Source organism: Streptomyces sp. NPDC057099 (genome assembly GCF_042671245.1).
Taxonomy (GTDB): Bacteria; Actinomycetota; Actinomycetes; order Streptomycetales; family Streptomycetaceae; genus Streptomyces; species Streptomyces purpurascens.
On record NZ_JBHUTX010000003.1, the window covers coordinates 486,606 to 506,476 of the forward strand.

General features: G+C 71.4%; 9 protein-coding genes. 5 read left to right on the forward strand and 4 right to left on the reverse strand.

All coding sequences use genetic code 11. The annotated features are described in order from the left end of the window. Positions 1-45: 45 nt before the first annotated feature. Both ACFT4A_RS06810 and ACFT4A_RS06815 read left to right on the forward strand, forming a co-directional pair. Positions 46-10,953: an amino acid adenylation domain-containing protein gene (locus ACFT4A_RS06810; protein WP_382826592.1), complete on the forward strand. Its 10,908-nt coding sequence runs from the start codon at positions 46-48 to the stop codon at positions 10,951-10,953. Next, positions 10,943-12,643 carry an ABC transporter ATP-binding protein gene (locus tag ACFT4A_RS06815; protein WP_382826594.1) on the forward strand — a complete coding sequence of 567 codons (1,701 nt, stop codon included), beginning with the start codon at positions 10,943-10,945 and terminating at the stop codon, positions 12,641-12,643. The genes ACFT4A_RS06810 and ACFT4A_RS06815 overlap by 11 nt, the downstream gene beginning before the upstream one ends. Before the next feature lie 100 nt (positions 12,644-12,743). Here the strand turns inward: ACFT4A_RS06815 and ACFT4A_RS06820 are convergent, their stop codons facing one another. Then, positions 12,744-13,853 carry an alpha/beta hydrolase-fold protein gene (locus ACFT4A_RS06820; protein ID WP_382826596.1) on the reverse strand — a complete coding sequence of 370 codons (1,110 nt, stop codon included), beginning with the start codon at positions 13,851-13,853 and terminating at the stop codon, positions 12,744-12,746. 94 nt (positions 13,854-13,947) lie between these two features. On the opposite strand from ACFT4A_RS06820, the gene ACFT4A_RS06825 reads away from it, so the two are divergent. The 3 genes from ACFT4A_RS06825 to ACFT4A_RS06835 are packed head-to-tail and all read left to right on the forward strand — an operon-like array spanning position 13,948 to position 16,297. Further along, positions 13,948-14,160, forward strand: a complete 213-nt coding sequence (locus tag ACFT4A_RS06825; RefSeq protein WP_382826598.1) for an MbtH family protein — start codon at positions 13,948-13,950, stop codon at positions 14,158-14,160. A gap of 8 nt (positions 14,161-14,168) precedes the next feature. Further along, the gene (locus ACFT4A_RS06830; RefSeq protein ID WP_382826600.1) at positions 14,169-15,743 is read left to right on the forward strand and encodes an amidohydrolase; all 1,575 of its coding nucleotides are present in this window, start codon (positions 14,169-14,171) and stop codon (positions 15,741-15,743) included. A gap of 35 nt (positions 15,744-15,778) precedes the next feature. Then, complete coding sequence (locus ACFT4A_RS06835) at positions 15,779-16,297, forward strand: GNAT family N-acetyltransferase (RefSeq protein WP_382826601.1); 519 nt, start codon at positions 15,779-15,781, stop codon at positions 16,295-16,297. On the opposite strand, the gene argB is transcribed toward ACFT4A_RS06835, so the two are convergent. From argB to ACFT4A_RS06850, 3 genes are all read right to left on the reverse strand, one after another. Beyond that, a complete protein-coding gene (gene argB / locus ACFT4A_RS06840) occupies positions 16,284-17,105 on the reverse strand; it encodes an acetylglutamate kinase (RefSeq protein WP_382826641.1) in 822 nt (273 codons plus the stop codon). The genes ACFT4A_RS06835 and argB overlap by 14 nt on opposite strands. Before the next feature lie 131 nt (positions 17,106-17,236). Beyond that, positions 17,237-17,893, reverse strand: coding sequence for an isochorismatase family protein (locus ACFT4A_RS06845; RefSeq protein ID WP_376387583.1), 657 nt, complete (start codon positions 17,891-17,893; stop codon positions 17,237-17,239). Positions 17,894-18,384: 491 nt separating this feature from the next. Beyond that, entirely contained in the window at positions 18,385-19,773 is a 1,389-nt protein-coding gene (locus tag ACFT4A_RS06850; RefSeq protein WP_382826642.1) for a pyridoxal phosphate-dependent decarboxylase family protein, read from the reverse strand. Between the last annotated feature and the right edge of the window lie 98 nt (positions 19,774-19,871).

A 19,871-nucleotide genomic window follows, 5' to 3' on the forward strand; every position in this document is an offset into this window, starting at 1 on the left:
TAGGTTAGCCTAACTCCACATTCTGGAAGGGACGCTGAGTCTTCGATGATGGAACCGCGCGCTCGTGTCGCACTGCTTTCCCCCGCCCGCCTGGCAGATGTCCGCCGGCGCACAGGTGACTACCCGGACAGGACCATCGCCGAAGCGTGCGCCATCGGTCTGTCGTACTGGGCGACGGGGCAGAGCCCCGACGGTATCGACCTCGCGCCCGGCACGCTCTTCGCCGACGTCCTCGGATGGGTCGACAACGGCGGGACGGCGCCCGGTGGTTGGGACGTGAGCCCGGACGGCCGGAGCATCACCGTCCCGGACGGTGTCGCGCCGGCCGACGCGCAGCTCGCGCTGGACGACCTGGCCGACTTCCCGGACCGGCCCCTCGGCACCATCGGCCCGTCCAGCGTCGCGGCCCGGCTGCGGACCCTGGCCGAGTGGAACGACAACCAGGCCGACCGGGTCCGCCCGACCATCGTCGAGATGTTCCGGGAGCAGGCGCTGGCCAGACCGGACGCCGTCGCCGTCGTCGACGAGCACCGCTCGCTGACCTACCGTCAGGCAGCCGAGCTCTCCAGCCAGCTGGCCCACCACCTCATCGCACGCGGACTGGGCCACGAACAGGTCGTGGGTATCTCCCTGGCCCGCTCCGCCGACATGGTGATCGGGCTGCTGGCCGCGCTCCAGGCCGGATGCGCGTTCGTGCCGCTCGACCCGCAGTGGCCCGCCGCGCGCCGGGCCGTCGTCATCGAGGACGCCCGGGTCGTCCTGCAGCTCAACGCCTCGGGCGAACACGACCCGGCCGAACCGGAGGCCGTGGCCGTCGACCTCGGCGACTGGGGGTACGCCTCCTACCCCGCCGAGGGCACCGGCGTCACCGTCCTCGGCGACGCCCTGGCGTATGTCATCTTCACGTCCGGTTCGACCGGGCGGCCCAAGGGCGCGATGATCCGGCACGAAGCGATCAGCGAGCGCCTGCTGTGGCAGGTCAACGAGATCCTGGGCTTCGGCCACGACGACGCGTCGCTGTTCAAGGCGCCGCTGTCCTTCGACATATCCATCAACGAGATCTTCCTGCCCCTTGTCTCCGGCGGCAGGCTGGTGGTCCTGCGCACCGGCGGCGAACGCGACCCGCACCATCTGCTGAGCGTCATCGCCGAACAGCGCGTCACCTTCACCTACCTGGTGTCGTCCATGCTGGACGTGCTCCTGGAGATGGCCGGCGACACCGGCCGCCTGGACAGCCTGCGGCACGTGTGGTGCGGCGGCGAGGTGCTCACCCCCGAGCTGTACGAGCGGTTCCGCACCAAGCTCGACATCCCCATGTACCACGGCTACGGCCCCGCCGAGACGACCATCGGCGTCTCGCACGTCATCTACCGGGGCGCGGCCGAACGCCTGTCGACGTCGATCGGCAAGGCCAACCCCAACACCCAGCTGTACGTCCTGGACGAGGAACTGCGCCCCGTCCCGGTCGGCGTCGGCGGCGAACTCTACGTGGGCGGCTTCCTCCTGGGCCGCGGATACGTGGGCGCCCCCGGCCTGACCGCCTCCCGCTTCGTGGCCAACCCCTTCGCCGCCAACGGCTCCCGCCTCTACCGCACCGGCGACCTCGCGCGCTTCGCCCCGGACGGCTCCCTGGACTTCCTCGGCCGCGCCGACAACCAGATCAAGATCCGCGGCATGCGGCTGGAGATAGAGGACGTCGAGGCCGGTCTCGCCGAACACCCCCGGGTCCGGCACACCTGCGTCGTCGCCAAGAAGAACTCGGCGGGCGGCACGTACCTGGTCGGCTACGTCATCCCGGCCGCCGGCGGCGAGGACCTCCGGGCGGACGAGGTCAAGGCCTGGGCGACCGAGCACATGGTCGAGTACATGGTGCCGACCCACCTCGTCGTGATGGAGGAGTTCCCGCTCACCGCCAACGGCAAGCTCGACCGCAACGCCCTGCCCGAGCCCACGATCGACACGGGCTCCCTCGTCCGTCCCACCACCGACGACGAGCGCGCGGTGTGCGCCGCGGTCGCGCAGGTGCTGCGGCTCGAAGAGGTCGGTGTCGACCAGGACTTCTTCCAGCTCGGCGGCGACAGCATCCTGGCGATCTCCCTGCTGAGCGCCCTGCGCGACGAGGGCCTTCACGTCACGGCCCGGCAGATCTTCACCCACAGCACCGTGGGCGCCCTCGCGGCGGTCGCGAGCCGTGAGGACGTCTCCACCACGGACCACGCCGACGTCGCCACCGGAACCGTCGTGGGATCGCCCATCGTGCAGTGGCTCGGCGAGACCACGGACGCCGTCGACGGCTTCGTCCAGTCCGTCGTGCTCAACACCCCGGCGGACCTGACCGCAGGCGCTCTCGACGAGACCCTCTCGGCCCTCGTCCGGCACCACGACATGCTGCGCGCCAAGCTGGTGCGCGGCGAGGACTGGAGCTTCGACATCCCGGAGGCGGACGGGGCGTTCGTGACCTGGCAGGAGAGCGATCTGCCGGTCGAGGAGTGCGCCGCGCTCGCCACCGGGGGACTGGACCCGGACGCCGGCGCGATGCTGCGCGCCGTCTGGCGCCGTGAGGCGCGGCAACTGGTCCTGGTCGCCCACCACGTGGTGATCGACGGCGTGTCCTGGCGGGTCCTGATGGAGGACCTGGCCACCGCCTGGCGGCAGTTCACCTCGGGCACGCCGATCGAGCTGCCCCCGGTCGGCACGTCCTTCCGGCGCTGGACCCAGCTGCTGGAACGCGCCGCGTTCGATGCGGACAGCGCCTACTACCGGCGCCCCCTGCCGGGCGAGGACCAGCTGATCGGCAGGCGCGCCCTGTCCGAGACCGACACCGTCGCGCACGAGCGGCTGCGGACCGTCTCGGTCGGCCCCGAGATCACGGCCGCCCTGCTCGGCGAGATCCCGGCGAAGTTCCACGCGGGCGTCAACGACGTCCTGCTGACCGCGCTCTCCGTCGCCCTCGCCCGTCGGCGCCGCGACCTCGGCCAGGACCAGACGTTCGCCCACATCGAACTCGAAGGCCACGGCCGCGAAGGGCAGTTCGTCGCGGGCTCCGCCGGCTTCGAACCGGAACTGTCCCGGACCGTCGGCTGGTTCACCACCCTCTTCCCGGTGACCGTCGACCCCGGCACGGCGGCCGACCTCACCACCCCCGCGTATCTGACCGCCGCCCTCAAGGCCGTCAAGGAAGACCTCGCCCGGGTCCCGGACAACGGCGTCTCCTACGGCGCCCTGCGCTACCTCACCGGCAGCGAGTTCGACGCCCCCGCACCCCAGGTCCTCTTCAACTACCTGGGCCGCTTCGCCGCGGGCGCCCCCGGCGACTGGCAGCTCGCGGGCACCACCGGCCAGCTGGGCGAGAAGCGCGACCCGGAGATGCGCCTGCCGCGCGCCCTGGAGTTCAACGCGATCGCCGAACCCGCCGCCTCCACCGGCGACTACGAGCTGGTCACCACCATCTCCTGGCCCGACGGCATGTTCACCGACGCGGACATCACCGCCATCGGCGACTACTACCGGGTGGCCCTGGCCGGACTCGCCGCACTCGACCAGGGCGGCCACACGCCCAGCGACTTCCCCCTGGTGCCCCTCACCCAGACCGACGTCGACGCCCTCGACGGCCCGGAGCTGCGGGACGTCCTGCCGCTGACCCCGCTGCAGGAGGGCCTGTACTTCCACTCCGTCTTCGACGACGACTCCGCGGGCGCCTACGTCGAGCAGCAACTCCTGACCCTGGACGGCGAGGTGGACGCCGACCGGCTCGTGGCGGCGGCCACCCGGCTGCTCGCCCTCTTCCCGAACCTGGCCGCCCGGTTCACCGCCCTCGCCGACGGCCGCGTGGTCTCCGTCCTGGAGAGCGGCGTCGAGGCCCCCTTCACCACACTCGACCGCCCCGGCATCACCGACGAGGAGATACGCGACCTCGCCGAGCGGGACCGCCGCGAAGGCTTCGACCTGGCCACCGGCCCGCTGATGCGGTACACACTCGTCCGCGCCGGATCCGGCCGGAACGTCCTGGTCCAGACCGTGCACCACATCATCGCCGACGGCTGGTCCGTGCCACCGATGCTGCGCGCACTCCTGGCCGAGTACCACGCCCCGGGGACCGTCTACCCGATCGGCGGCTTCGCCGACTACGTGCACTGGCTCGCCGGACGCGACGACGACGAGAGCGACCGCGTCTGGCACGCCGAACTCGCCGACCTGCCCGGCCCTTCACTGGTCGCGGAGGACCACACCCCCTCCGACCGCTTCGCCGACACCGCCGTGGAGCCCGAGGGCGACCTCGACGCCGCCGTCCGCGAGGCCGGCGTGCCGCTGAGCGTGGCCGTGCACAGCGCCTGGGCCGTGACGCTCGGCGGCATCCTGCACGGCAGCGACGTGGTGTTCGGCTCCACGGTCTCCGGCCGTGACGCCGAGGTGCCCGGCATCGGGGACATGGTGGGTCTGTTCATCAACACCATCCCCGTACGCGCCCGTTGGGCCGACGACACCACCTCCGGTGACCTGCTCGCCTCGGTACGGGAGCACCAGAGCGCGGTCCTGCCGCACCAGCACGTCTCCCTGGCGAGGATCGGCCGCCAGGCCGGCGCCGGATCCCTCTTCGACACCCTCGTGGTCTTCGACGTGGCCACCGACGTCACCGCCCTGCGCCGACCCGACGACACCCTGGTCGTCTCCGACCTCGTCAACGAGGGCGCACCGCACTACCCGCTCACGCTGGTGGTCGAGCGTGCGCTCGACGGACGGCCGTGCTTCAACCTGATCTACGACGGCGAACTGCTGCGGGAGACGACCGCGCAGTCGATCCTGCACACGTTCACCCACACCCTCACGGGCCTGCTCACCCGGCCGGACGCCCTGGTCACTGACCTGGCACCCGGGATCGAGCGCCGTCCCGCCCCCATCACCCCGACGACGCTGGGCGACCTGTTCGACACCGCCGCGCGCCGCGACCCCGCCGCCACCGCCGTCACCCAGTGCGGCCTCGACGGCGGCACCCGCTCCCTGACCTACGGCGAACTGGCCGTCACCAAGAACGAGTTGGCCTCCGCCCTGCGCGCGGCCGGGGTCGGCCCCGGCAAGCGGGTCGCAGTCGCCGTCCCGCGCTCCCTGGAACAGGTCGTGGCCCTGGTCGCGATCGTCAGCGCCGGCGGCGCCTACGTCCCGCTCGACCTCGCCTACCCGGACGACCGGCTGGAGTACATCCTCGCCGACGCCGCACCCCAGGTCGTCCTGGTGGACCGCGAGCAGCGCGACCGCTTCACCCAGCTGCTGGCCAGGGCGGACGTACCGGCCCGGGTACTCGTCCAGGGCGAGGAGCTGCCGGTCGGTGACGCCGCCACCGAGTCCGAGGTGAACTGGCACAACCCGGCCTACGTCATCTACACGTCCGGCTCGACCGGCAGGCCCAAGGGCGTCGCCGTCCCGCACTCCAGCGTGGTCACGCTCCTCGCCAACACCCAGCCCGACATGGACTTCGGCCCGCGGGACGTGTGGGTCCAGTTCCACTCCTTCTCCTTCGACTTCGCCGTCTGGGAGCTGTGGGGCGCGCTGGCGTACGGCGGTGAGCTGCTGGTGCCCGAGTACGGCCTGACGCGCTCCCCGGTCGACTTCCACCGGCTCGTCCGCGAGCGCGGGGTGACCGTGCTCAACCAGACCCCGTCGGCGTTCTACCAGTTCATCGAGGCCGACCGGCTCGCCGCCGAGCCGCTGCCCGCACTGCGCCGGATCATCTTCGGCGGCGAGGCCCTGGACCTCGGACGCCTGCGCGGCTGGGTCGAGCGGCACGGCACGGGTACGCCCGAGCTGGTCAACATGTACGGCATCACCGAGACGACCGTCCACGTCACCCACCGGGTCCTCACCGACGAGGACTTCGGCCCCGGCGACGAGGTCAGCCCGATCGGCGGCCCGATCCCCGGCCTGGTCACCTACCTCCTCGACGACCGGCTCCGCCCGGTGCCGCCCGGCAAGGTCGGTGCCATCTACGTCGCCGGCGACCAGGTGTCGCTCGGCTACCTCGGCAGGCCCGGCCTCACCGCCGGCCGCTTCGTCGCGAACCCCTTCGCTGACGACGGCTCCCGCATGTACCACACGGGCGACCTCGCCGTCCGCACCCTCGACGGCGAACTGCAGTTCACCGGCCGTGCCGACGACCAGGTACAGCTCAAGGGCTTCCGCATCGAGCTGGGCGAGGTGGAGTCCGCCGTACGAGAACTCGACGGTGTGGTGGACGTGGCCGTCACGGTGGCGGACAGTGGTGACTATCTGGTCGCGCACGTGGTGGGCAGTGTGCCCGCCGATCTCAGCGCCTTGCTGGCCGAGAAGCTGCCCGTGCACATGGTCCCGGGCCAGGTCCTCACGACCGACGCCCTGCCGCTGACGGTCAACGGCAAGCTGGACCGAAAGATCTTGACCGAGCGTGCGGCTATGTCCCTTAGGGGCGCGGGGAACTGCGCGACCAGCCCCAACGCACCCGCAGACAAGAACTCAGCAGTCACCACCCTCATCGAGATCTTCACCCAGACACTGCCCGGCTCGGAAATAGCCGCCGACACCGACTTCTTCCACGCCGGAGGCGACAGCATCATCGCCATCACGGTCGTGAACAGGGCTCGGACGCTCGGCCTGCACATCGCGCCGAAGGACGTGTTCCTGCTCAAGACACCACGTGCCCTCGCCGCGCACTTGGGAACGGCCCCACCCCAGACCGCCTCCACCCACCGCGAGGACGGCCCTCTGACCCTCACCCCGATCATCCTGCGCCAACGTGAACTCGGCGGCTCCCTCACCCGATTCGCCCAGGCCAGGACACTCCAGGCCCCCGAGGGCACAGGGCTCGCCGACGTCCGGCGCGCCGCGAACGCCCTGGTCGCCGCCCACCCCACCCTGCGACTGCACCTCCGCACCGCCCACGGCGTATGGGCCCTGCGCACCGAACCGGCCCACGAGGTCACCGTCGTACGCCCGAACACCACCGACGCCACGGCCGTGGCGAACGACGCCGCCGCACAGCTCGACCCCGAGTCCGGACACGTCATCGCCTTCGCCTGGCTGGAAGCCACCCGCACCCTCGTGGTCACGGTGCACCACCTCGCCGTCGACTCGGTGTCCTGGCTGATCCTGCTGGACGACCTGACCACGGCCCTCCGCGGGGAGCCCCTGGCCCCGCCGACCACGTCCTACGCCGAGTACGCCGACGCACTGACGCTCCACTCCACCCACGCGCTCGACGACCTCGGCCACTGGACCACCACGCTCCAGGCGCCCGAACTGCTGCCCACGGTCGGCGGACTGCGCGATACCACGGTCGTGCTCGCCCCCGACGTGAGCGACCGCCTCACCCGCACCGCACCCGCCGCCCTCGGCGTCGGACTGACCGAGCTGCTGTGCGGCGCGCTGCGCACCGCGCTGACCCGCGTCCAGCCGTCGCCCACCGATCTCGCGATCGAACTGGAGCGGCACGGCCGGGTCCCGGTCCTCGAACAGCACGACTACACCCGTACGGTCGGCTGGTTCACCGCCATCGCTCCCGTACGGCTCACCGCGCACACCGACCCGGTCGCCGCGGCCCGCGAGGTCGCCGAACGGCAGCCGGACGAGCGTGCGCATGTCGCCTACGGGCAGCTCAGGTACCTCGACCCGCAGACGGCCCCGCTGCTCACCGCCCGCCCGCAGGTGCTGTTCAACTACCTCGGCCGGGGCAGCGAGTCCCAGGCGCTGCACCTCACCGCAGGTGACCAGGGCAGCCCGTACGCCGTCGAGGTCAATGCCTGGACCGACGAGGCGACCGGCAGTCTGCTCGCCGAGTTCACCCTCGCCGAGGGCATACCCGACGCGATCACCGAGCACTGGCGCGGTGCGCTGGAGCAGATCGCCGACGCCGCCACGACGGCCGAGCGCACCGCACCGGTCACCCCGCTCCAGCGCGGCCTGTTCTTCCAGGCCCAGATGGCGGGCACGGCCGGACACTACGTCGCGCAGAGCTGGTTCACCTTCGACCGGCGCCTGGACACCGACGCGCTGGCCGAGGCGATGGCGTACGTGATCGCACGGCACCCGGTCGTGGGCGCCGGCTTCGGCACGGACGACGACGGGAATCCCGTCCAGGTCCTCAAGGCCGGCCGGCGGGTGGACGTCCGTACGGTCGCCCTGTCGACGGACGCGGAGGCCGACGCCCTGCGCGCCCGGGACCGCGACACCGGGTTCGACCCGGGCGAGCCGCCGCTGATCCGGCTGACCGTCGTACGACTGCCCGACGACCGCGACGGACTGCTGCTCAGCTACCACCTGCTGCTGTGGGACGGCTGGTCCCGCGAGATCGTCCTGCGGGACCTGTTCGACGCCTACCGCGCCGTCCTCGCGGGCGAGCCGCTCGACCCGACGCCGGCCACACCGAGCTTCGAGGAGTACGCCCGGGCGCTCGACGCCAAGGACCCCGCCGTATCGGAACGCTTCTGGGCGGATCACCTGGCCGGTCTCCCCGGCCCGACGCTGCTCGCCGGACCGGCGCCGACGCTCTCGGACGACCTGCCGAGCGCGCTCGTGCACACGCTGTCCGCCGAGCGGTCGGAGCTGCTGCGGGACGCGGCCAGGGTGCACGGCGTCACGCTGAACTCGGTACTGACCGGCGCGTTCGGCCTGCTGCTCGGCGCGCACACCGGCCGCGGCGACGCGGTGTTCGGCGTGACCGTCTCCGGCCGCGACGGCGAGGGCCTGGACGGCATCGTCGGCGTACTGCTCAACACCGTGCCCACGTGGACGCGGGCCCGGCCGGACGAGTCGGTCCGGGAGTACCTGTCGGACGTACAGACGGCTCGGGTCGAGGCGATGGAGCACGAGCACCTGGGGCTCGGCGAGATCCAGCGGGCCAGCGGGCACGACACCCTGTTCGACAACCTGTTCGTGCTGCAGAACTTCCTGGACATGGACGCGTTCGCCGAGATGAACGCCCGGCACGGCATCACCTCGGTGAAGGCCGACGACTCCACGCACTACCCGTTCACCTGGGTCGTCACCCCCGGCGACCGGCTCACGGTCAAGCTGGAGTACCGCGACGGCGACGACGGCAACGCCCGCCGCCTGCTCGACGACTACCTGAGCGTGCTCGAAGACCTCGCCCGGTCGACCGGGCCGGTGGGCGCGCTGCGGGGGCTCGGTCCCGAGCCCGTGCGGGACGAGCGTACGGACGTCGGCACGGACACGGTCGTCGACCGGTTCGACCAGGCCGCGGACCGCGATCCGCAGCGGGTGGCGCTCGTCGCCCACGGCGCGACGATGACGTTCGCCGAACTCCGGGACCGCAGCCGCGCGGTCGCGGGAGTGCTCGCGGCGCGCGGCATCGGCCCCGAGACGACCGTGGGTCTCGCGATCCCGCGCTCCCTCGACTGGATCGCGGCGCTGTTCGCCGTGCTGCGGGTCGGCGCCGCGTACGTACCGCTGGAGCTGGACCACCCGGACGAGCGGATCGCCGCGATCGTCGACGACGCCCGCCCGGACGTGATCCTCACCGTGAGCGCCGTCTCGCCCCGGCTGACCGGCGACCTCATCGAACTGGACCGGCCCCTTCCCGAGACCGAGCCGTACGTGACGTTCGCGCCGGACGACCCGGACCGGCTGCGGCACCCCGCGTACACGATCTACACCTCCGGTTCGACCGGAAAGCCCAAGGGCGTGGTGACCGAGTACGCCGGGCTCACCAACATGCTGATCAACCATCAGCGCCGGATCTTCGAGCCGGTGCTGGCGGAGCACGGCCACCGGATCTTCCGGATCGCGCACACCGTGTCGTTCGCGTTCGACATGTCGTGGGAGGAGCTGCTGTGGCTCGCCGACGGCCATGAGGTGCACATCTGCGACGAGGAGTTGCGCCGCGACGCGCCCGCGCTGGTGGAGTACTGCCTGGAGCACGGGATCGACGTCATCAACGTGACCCCGACCTACGCGCAGCAGCTGGTGGCCGAGGGCCTGCTGGACAACCCGGACCGCCGGCCGGCGCTGGTACTGCTGGGCGGCGAGGCCGTCACCCCGACGCTGTGGCAGCGGCTCGCGGAGACCGAGGGCACGGTCGGCTACAACCTGTACGGACCCACCGAGTACACCATCAACACCCTGGGCGTCGGCACCTTCGAGTGCGAGGACCCGGTGGTGGGCGTCGCCATCGACAACACGGACGTGTATGTCCTGGACCCGTGGCTGCGGCCACTGCCCGACGGGGTGCCCGGCGAGCTGTACGTGTCGGGCATCGGCATCGCGCGCGGCTATCTGGGGCAGCCCGCCCAGAGCGCGCACCGCTTCGTCGCCTGCCCGTTCGGCGAGCCCGGCGAGCGCATGTACCGCACCGGTGACCTGGTGATCCGCCGGCCCGACGGCAACCTGATGTACCTGGGCCGCACCGACCAGCAGGTCAAGATCCGGGGCCACCGCGTCGAACTCGGCGAGGTCGAGGCCGTGTTCGCCGCGCACCCGGCGGTCCGGTTCGTCGCCGCCGTCGCCCAGCCCGACCCACAGGTCGACGGCGCCTACCGGCTGGCCGCCTACCTCGTGCTGGACGGCGCCGACCTCGCGGCGGTCGCCGCCGACGTGGGCGCCGGACTGCCGGACTTCCTGCGGCCGACGCACTACGCCCAGGTCGACAGCATCCCGCTGACGGTGAACGGGAAGGCTGACACCAAGGCGCTGCCCGAGGCCAAGCCGCTCGGCGCGCTGACCACGGTGGGGGAGCGGGGCCCGGAGACCGAGACCGAGACCGTGGTGTGCGAGTACTTCGCCGAAGCACTGGACCTGGACGACGACGAGGTGAGCGCGGTGAGCGACTTCGTGTCCCTCGGAGGACACTCCATGCTGGCGGTACGGCTGATCGGCCTGCTCCGCCGCGAGTACGGTCCAGTGATCACCATCCGAGACCTGTTCACCCTGCGAACCCCCGAAGCGATTGCCCGCCACCTCGATGACAACTGACACGCAGCGCCCCCGCCCCGGGGCCGCCATCCTCCGCACGGCCCTGCGCCGCAACCTCGGCGCCATGGCCTGGGGCACCGTCCTCATGGGCCTGTACCAGGCCGGCGAGACGGCCTTCCCCATCGCGCTCGGCCTGATCGTCGAGCACACGATGCAGGACGGCCGGAGCCTCGACGCGCTCGCCCTGTCGATCGCCGCGCTGGCCGTGATCATCACGACGGTGTCGCTGTCGTGGCGGTTCGGCATGCGGATCCTGCAGAAGGCCAACACGACCGAGGCCCACCGCTGGCGAGTGAAGGTCGCGGCCTGCGGCCTGCAACCGGTGGCCAGGGACGTCGACCTCAAGTCCGGCGAGGTCCTGACCATCGCCACCGAGGACGCCGACCAGACCGCCGACATCGTCGAAGTGGTGCCGATGCTCATCAGCTCGATGGTCGCGGTGATCGTCGCGGCCGTCGCGCTGGGCCTGGCCGACATCCGGCTCGGCCTGCTCGTGATCGTGGGCACCGTCGCGATCCTGTCGATCCTCAGCGTGATGTCCCGGCGGATCGGCAGCAGCACCCAGGAACAGCAGGCCCGGGTGGCGCGGGCCGGCGCGAAGGTTGCCGACCTGATCACCGGCCTGCGCCCGCTGCACGGATTCGGCGGCAACCACGCGGCCTTCGGCTCCTACCGGAAGGTCAGTACCGAGGCGAGGCACCAGTCGGTCGTCGTCGCCAAGGTGAACGGCGTGTACGCGGGCACCGCACTGGCCCTCAACGCGGTCCTGGCCGGGGCCGTGACCCTGATGGCGGGCTGGCTGGCCTTCGACGGCCGGATCACCATCGGTGAACTCGTCATGGCCGTGGGCCTGGCGCAGTTCATCATGGAACCGCTCAAGCTGTTCTCGGAGATGCCCAAGTACGTGATGATCGCGCGGGCGTCGGCCGAGCGGATGGCGCTGGTGCTGTCGGCGCCGCCGGTCACGACGCCGGGGTCCGGGCGACCGGCCCCGGGCGCGGACCTGGAGATCGACCACGTCCGCCACGGCTCCCTGAACAAGGTGAGATTCCGGGTGGCGGCCGGCGAGTTCGTCGCCATCGCCGCCTACCAGCCGCGCGCCGCGGCCGACCTGGCGGCCGTCCTGGCCGCGAACGTCCCGCCCGACACCTACGAGGGAGCCGTCCGGATCGGCGGGCAGGAGCTGGCGGACCTGTCGGTCGAGGCGGTCCGCGAGCACCTCCTCGTGAACCCGTACGACGGGGAGATCTTCGCCGGCACCCTGCGAACCAACATCGACCCCTCGGGCACCAGCCGCTCGGTCCCCGAGGCCGTCGAGGCGTCCATGCTGACCGACGTCGTCGCCCTGCACCGCGAAGGCCTCGACTACGCCGTCCGCGACCGGGGCGCGAACCTCTCCGGAGGCCAGCGCCAACGCCTGTCCCTGGCCCGAGCGCTGGCGGCCGACACGGACGTCCTCGTCCTGCACGACCCGACGACGGCGGTCGACGCGGTCACCGAACAACTCGTCGCCCGCAACGTGGCGAAGCTGCGCCGGGGCCGCACGACGGTGGTCATCACCAGCAGCCCGGCCTTCCTGGACGCGGCCGACCGGGTGCTGGTCCTGGACGAGGGCGTGGTCACGGCGGAGGACACCCACCGCAATCTATTGGCCAACGACGAGGCATACTGCCTGGCGGTCGCACGGTGACCTTCTGAGGGGGCCCGGGGGGCTTCTTAGGGGCGCGGGGCTGTGTCGATTTGCGGCTCCGCCGCGTGGGCGCGCTCAGCCCCCAACGGCCCGCAGACGACTATTCACCGAGGGCCCAGCCCACGTCCCTGACCAATGCATGCCGCCACCCTGCCCGGTCATGCCCGGAAGCCGCCCGCGAAACCCGCACACTCGCACCACCCTGCTCAACCAAGGCCTCGACCAGCTCACAGTGCGGCAACATCCGCGTCTCATGCTCCCCGACATCGAACGCAACCCGCAGCCCCGACAGATCAGGCTGTTCCCGCAACCGCTCAGCGATCACACCCCCGACCGCACCCCCCAACGGATCAGCCGCCCCCATCGCACCCGGCTGCCACCAGAACGACCCCGACTGACAAGCGACCCGCGACACCAGCCCGGGAAACTCCAGCGCCGCGTACACCGCGCTCAGCCCGCTGAGGCTCTGCCCCGCAACCACCAACCGGTCAAGATCGGCCGGCACACCCGACTCCGCCACCAGCGGCAGCAGTTCGTCCCGCACCGCCTCCCACAACTCGGCCCGGCACGTGAACTCCTCGACCCGGTCCTTGGCCGGCAGAAAGACCAGCGTGACCGGCGGCAACTCACCCGCGGCCACGGCCGAGCCGAACGCGGTCATGGCCGGGTGCAGATACAGCCAGTCGTCCCCGTCGAGCAGCAGCACCACAGGACCGCCGCCGCCCACCGGATGGACCCGCACGGTCCGCCGCCCCCCGAGCCGTTCACTGGCCCAGCGGATCCGCGTACGCGGCAGGGGCAGCACCTCGTCGGCGCCGACGACCGGCCAGTGCGGCTGCTCCGGGGCGTCCGGCGTCGCCGCGATGGACCGGTCACCGCCCGCACCGGCCGGGTTGAGCGGGTCGGCGTACGCCGCGTCGTCCACCAGGAACTGATAGGTCACCCGCAGCCGCTCGGGCATGCGCACCTCGGCGTACCAGCAGTCCGAGTCGGCCCAGCGCCGCAGGGGAACCGGCTCCGACCAGCTCTCGAACCCGACCCTCGCCTCCGACCCGCGCCACAGGAACAAGGTCACCCAACCACCGTCCTCGGCGGGTTTCGCGGCGGGCGCCCCCGCCGCGGCCCAGAACTCCTCGGTGCCGGGCGCGCCGGGCAGCCCGAACCCGGCGAAGGCGTCGGCGTCCTCCATGTCGGCCGCGACCAGGCGCATGACTGTCTCCTTGTGAGAGGGAAGGGACAAAGGCTAAGCTCCAGTCAATTAGGCGAGCCTAACCTAATCTTGGCCCTCCAAGGAGGCATCGAGCATGAGCACCAACCCCTTCGACGACAACGGAGGCCGTTTCCTGGTCCTGGTGAACGACGAGGGCCAGTACTCGCTCTGGCCGTCGTTCGCCGAGGTGCCCGGGGGATGGACGACCGCCTTCGCCGAGAACACCCGGGAAGCGTGCCTGGAGTACGTCGAGACCCACTGGACGGACCTGCGCCCGAGGTCCCTCGCCGCGACGATGGACGTCTGACCTCACCGATGCTCTGCACCAGGCTGACCAACGCCCGTTTCCTCACCATGGACCCGGACCATCCGGTCGCTCATGACGTGGGCATCTGGCAGGGCCGGATCGTGGGCCTCGACGAGGCCGTGACCTCCCTGCCCGCCCGTGAGGTGATCGACCTCCAGGGCGCCACCGTGCTCCCCGGGTTCATCGACGCCCATGTGCACCTCGCCTGGACCGGGTTCAAACAGAACACCCCGAGCATCGCCGGCCGCACCCGGATCGACGACGTACTCGCTGTCGTCGCGGAGGCCGTCACCCGCACTCGCGCGCCCGGCGACTGGGTGAGCATCGCCGGCTACGACCAGCGGGCCCTGGGCCGCCATCTGACCGCCGCCGAGCTCGACAAGGTCAGCGACGGACGCAAGATCTTCCTGCTGCACGACTCCGGCCACGGCTGCGTCGTCAACACGGCCGTCCTGGATCTGCTGCCCGCCGACATCCCGCACGAGAACGGCTTCCTCGCCGAGCAGGCCATGGGCGCCGCCCGTGCCCTGCGCCTGCCGCACTCCCAGCAGGACCTGGCCGAGGCGATCGGCCGGGCGGCCCGCACCTGCCTCGCCGAGGGCATCACCGCGTGCGCCGAAGCGGGCATCGGCGGCAAGCTCTTCGGGCACAGCCCCGTCGAACTCGGCGCCTACCAGCTCGCCCAGGACCAGGGGCTGCTGCCTCTGCGCGTGCAGCTCATGGTGTCCGGGGACCGGCTGAGCCCGGTCCAGGCACACGAGACCGACGGCATCCCCAGGGCCCTCGACCTCGGCCTGCGCACCGGATTCGGCGACGACCGGCTCTCCGTGGGCGCGCTGAAGATCTACACCGACGGCGGCATGATGGCCCGCACGGCCGCGCTGACCAGCCCGTACGAAGGGCTCGACCACACCGGGCAGTTGCAGGACGACCCGGAGACGCTCACGGACCTCATCGTGGACGGCCACCTCGCCGGCTGGCAGCTCGCCGTGCACGCGATCGGCGACCGCGCGGCCGACATCGCCCTGGACGCCCTCGACCGCGCCCAGCGACTGCGGCCCCGGCCCGAGGCACGCCACCGCATCGAACACGCCGGGCTGATCCGGCCCGACCAGCTCCCGCGCTTCGCGCGCCTCGGCGTCAGCGCGGTGATCCAGCCCAACTTCCTCAGGTACTTCGGCGACGACTACGCGTCGATCATGGGCGAGGAACGGGCACCGTGGATGTACCGGGGCCGGGCGTTCCTGGACCACGGCATCCCACTGGTGGGCAGCTCGGACCGTCCCGTCGCCGACGGATCGCCGCTGCGGGCCGTCCAGTTCATGGTCGAGCGCGCCTCGACCTCGGGGCAGCTCATCGGCCCGGACGAGGCCATCACGGTCGACGAGGCCCTGCACGCCTACACCGTCGCCGGCGCGCACGCCTGCCACTGGGAGAACAGCCTGGGAAGCCTCACTCCCGGCAAACGCGCCGACCTGGTCGTCCTCGGCGACGACCCCCGACGCGTCGACACCTCCCGCATAGGCGACATCGAGGTCGTCGAGACGTACGTCGACGGCCGCCCGAGCCGTCCGCGCGTTTGATCCGGGCCCGCGCCCGGTACCGAGGAAGGAATCCCTTGACCACGGCTACGCCGCGCCCTGCCGCGCCGCCGCACGCTCTTCTCGCGCCGTCGCCCTCGGTGCGCACCGCCCGCCCGGACGATGCCGCCGCGCTCGCCGCCCTGTCCCTGCCCTTCGTACGCTCGGGTGCGCTGCGCGAACGCCCCGTCTCCCTCTACGCCGACCGTGCCGCGGACTTCCTCGTGCTGGAGGCACCGGACGGCACCCTGGAGGGCTGCGTGGGCATGCGGGCTTATCCCGAAGGGGGAGAAGGCGGCGGACCCGCAGGAGTCGTCTACAACTTCTGCGTGGCGGAGCATCAGCAGGGGAGCGGAGCGGGAGCAGGGCTGCTGCGTGCGGTCCTGGCCATGGCCCGCGCCCAGTCACTCGACGCCCTCTTCACGGCGACCACCGGCGGTGGCGGACTGTTCCTCCGCTACGGCTTCACGCCCACGACCGCGCGCCTGGCGCCGCGGCCCTGGGCGCAGTCCCTGGATCCGCGGCGCAACGCCCGGATCCTGGTCAGGACTTGGTAACTGCGTCGGGAACCACGGTCGTTCCCGGGCTGGTCTCGGCGAGCACACCGCGCAGCACCGCGTGCGGCACGCGCCCGTCCAGCACGTGCGCCTTGCGCACACCGCCGCGGACGGCCCGCAGACAGCCCTCCATCTTCGGCAGCATCCCGCTCGCCAGCCCGGGCAGCAGCCCGTCCAGCGCACCGGCCGTCAGCCGTCCGATCACCTCGGTGCTGCGCGGCCAGTCCGCGTACAGCCCCTCGACATCGGTGAGCATCACCAGCCGCTCGGCGTCGAGGGCGACGGCGAGGGCCGAGGCCGCCAGATCGGCGTTGACGTTGTAGACCTGCCCGTCCGCGCCGCGGGCCACGGGGGAGACGACCGGGATGTGCCCCTGCTCCAGCAGGGCGCGCACCATCGCCGGGTTCACGTCCACGACGTCGCCGACGAGACCGATGTCCACCGTCCTGCCGTCCACCCGGGCCGGCCGCCGCACCGCCGTCATCGTGTGCGCGTCCTCGCCGGTCAGGCCGACCGCGAAGGGCCCATGGGCGTTGATGTGGCCGACCAGTTCCCGCTGGACCCGGCCCGTCAGCACCATGCGCACCACGTCCATGGTCTCCGGGGTGGTGACCCTGAGGCCCGCCTCGAAACGGGTCTCCAGGCCCAGACGGTCCAGCATCGCGCTGATCTGCGGCCCGCCGCCGTGCACGACGACCGGGCGCAGCCCCGCGTGCCACAGCTCCACCAGGTCCTGGGCGAAGCTCCGTTGCAGGCTCGCGTCCACCATGGCGTTGCCGCCGAACTTGACGACGACCGCGCTGCCCAGGAGTTCACCCGGCGGCTGGGGAAGGGACGGGAAACGGGTCGCGACCGGGTCGGCCTGGGTCACGCTCACGGAGTCACTCCAATTCGGGGATGTGTCATCGAGGAAGGCACCGGTGCTCCGCGCCGAGAGCGTCACGCGTTTCTCCGCTCCCGGTGCAGGAGCAGGGCGCGCAGCAGACCGTCCGTCGTACAGACCACTCCGGTGCGCGCGGCCCACCGGAGCGCCAAGGTGTGCTCCTCGGCGGAGAAGTCGGCGACCGCGTCGGCGACGACGAACGGCTGGATGTCGTTCATGAAGGCGTCCGCGGCGGTCAGCAGGACACCGAGGTGCGCGTGCACCCCGCAGATGATCAGCTGGTCCCGGTTCTGGGAACGCAGCAGCCTGCCGAGATGACTGCGCAGGAAGGCGTTGTGGCGCACGTTCGCCAGCAGATGCTCGCCCGGCCGGGGCGTGAGCGGCGCGATGATCGCCGCGGCATCCGGCTCGTCCCCTATTCCCGGCCCCCACATGTCACCGACCAACCCGCGCTGCGCGGGCGGCTGTCCGGCCGGCTCCGCACTGAACACCACCGGCATGTCCAGGGTGTCGGCGAGCTCCCGGAGCGCGGCGATGTTGTCGACCAGTTCCACCACGGGGGCGCGCCCGGCGGGAAAGGCCCGGACGAAGTGGTTCTGCATGTCATGGACCAGGAGCGCGGCACGTGCCGGGTCGATCCGCCAGGAGACCTGCGACCGGGGGATCGCGGAGCGCTCCGGCATGGGATAGGAGCCGATGGCCGGCAAGCCCATGGTGATTCTCTCCCCCCCGATCACGCGACGCGGTCCGGACCCACACGAGCAATTTAGCTTAGCCTAACCTAAATTGAGCTCAGTGGGGCTGGAGTTGCCGCAGCCCGGCCCGGCCTTCCCCGGATGTGGCGACAACAGGATTGTGGGTGTGCCAGGCCGACCTGGTGTGCGGGCCGGCCGGCGAAGCTGAAGCACCGCGAGGCGGGGGAGTTCCGCGAGGTTCCGCTGCCGCGCTCGGTACGGGAGGTGATCGAGCCGTACGAGGAGAAGCACGGCGCTACGCGGGAGGGTTACCTGCTGCGCGGGCCGAGCGGGTACCGCACGGAACCAAGACATGCTGCCCGTGGTGGACGGGCTGGGGATGTACGGCTTCCGACACTACTTCGCCTTCTCGTCGGCCTCACCGCCGACACCGGATCGAGGCATCGCCCATGAACCCTTGCGCGCCGGATGGACCTTCCCCTTCGCCACCCCGGATTTCCCGTGGACGGTCACAGTTCGCGAAGCGCGCCCTGCAGTGCGGTGAAGACCCGTCGGGTGTCATTCTCGGTGGTGCGCCAGTTGCTGAACGCGGCCCGCAGCGCGGGCACACCGTCCAGAACGGTTGGGGTGAGGAAGACGTTGTCGGCGAGTCGACCGGTGAGTGCGGCCAGGCGTTCGGCGGTGGGGTCTTCTGCAAGGGTGAAGCAGACGACGTTCAGGCGGACCGGTGCCAGGAGCCGAAGCTCTGGCGTGCCGTCGATGGCGTCGCCCAGGGTGTGTGCACAGGCGATGCTGCGTTCGACGATCTCTCGGTGGCCGTCGCGCCCGTACGCGCGCAGGGTGAACCAGGCCGTGACGGCCCGCAGGCGGTGGGAGTTCTCCGGGGTGAGGTGGGCCGTGTCAGGGGTGTCGCCGAGAGGGCCGAGGTAGGCGGCCGAGTTCTGGAAGACGGCTGTCTGCAGATCACGTCGGCGGGTGAACTGCACCGCGCTGTCGTACGGCACATTCAGCCATTTGTGCAGGTCGACGCAGATCGAGTCGGCCAGATCGAGGCCGTCGACCAGGTGCGAGTAGCCCGGGCACAGGGCCGCGAAGGCGCCGAAGGCGGCGTCCACGTGCAGCCAGAAACCGTAACGCTCACGCAACGCGGCGATGGCGCGCAGATCATCGAAATCAGCGGTGTTGACGGTACCGGCATTGGCGACGACCACGCATGGGCCATCGGCCTCGTGCTCTTGCAACACACGCTCAAGCGCGGCCGTATCGACGGCCTCCCGGCGGGGGAGAGTCTCCACCGGGACCAGGGCCGTGCGCCCCAGACCGAGAATCGACAGCCCCTTGGACACACTCGAATGCGCGGCCCCCGACAGCACCCGTACCGCGCCGAGGCCGCCCACGCCTTCCTCGGCAGGTGACACGCCCCTGCGCTCGCCGAGCCATTCCCGGGCTGTGGCAAGACCGATGGTGTTGGACATGGTGGCACCGCTGACGAACGTTCCGTGATGGTCGTCGGACAGTCCGAACAGGCCGCGTAGCCAGGCGATCGACTCGCGCTCCAGGTGTTGTCCTGCTCCATCCAGTGAGGAGAAGGCGTTCTGGTCCCAGGTCGCGGTCATCCAGTCGCCGGCCAACGCCGCCGGCGTCACGCCTCCCGTGACGAACCCGAGGTAGCGCGGCCCCGCACTCGCCGACAGCGTCGGTTCCCAGCGGGCGGCGAACTCGTCCAGCGTCGCCTCCAGACCCACACCCTGCGCGGGCAGCGGCGCGGGTGGCGGGGCCGACGCCGCGGGGACGACGTCCCGCTCGTCCACGTCCGCGAGAAGGGCGGCGGCGTGCTGCTGGACGGCTTCCAGCAGCCTCGGCAGCTCATTTCGGTCGGCAGCGAGTTGCAGGTACACGGTGAGCCTCCGCCATCTTGATTTCGGCTGGTCGCGGGCCCTGGCGTGATGGTGGGTGGGGCTGTTCGGGCTGGTGGTGGGGCAGTGTCCAGCATGTA

What these genes read in the sequence shown, in the direction of transcription:
- ACFT4A_RS06825 (WP_382826598.1), top strand. Translation starts at nt 13,948, where the DNA reads ATGAGCACCAACCCCTTCGACGACAACGGAGGCCGTTTCCTGGTCCTG.
- ACFT4A_RS06845 (WP_376387583.1), bottom strand. Translation starts at nt 17,893, where the DNA reads ATGGGCTTGCCGGCCATCGGCTCCTATCCCATGCCGGAGCGCTCCGCG.
- ACFT4A_RS06810 (WP_382826592.1), top strand. Translation starts at nt 46, where the DNA reads ATGATGGAACCGCGCGCTCGTGTCGCACTGCTTTCCCCCGCCCGCCTG.
- ACFT4A_RS06815 (WP_382826594.1), top strand. Translation starts at nt 10,943, where the DNA reads ATGACAACTGACACGCAGCGCCCCCGCCCCGGGGCCGCCATCCTCCGC.
- ACFT4A_RS06820 (WP_382826596.1), bottom strand. Translation starts at nt 13,853, where the DNA reads ATGCGCCTGGTCGCGGCCGACATGGAGGACGCCGACGCCTTCGCCGGG.
- ACFT4A_RS06830 (WP_382826600.1), top strand. Translation starts at nt 14,169, where the DNA reads ATGCTCTGCACCAGGCTGACCAACGCCCGTTTCCTCACCATGGACCCG.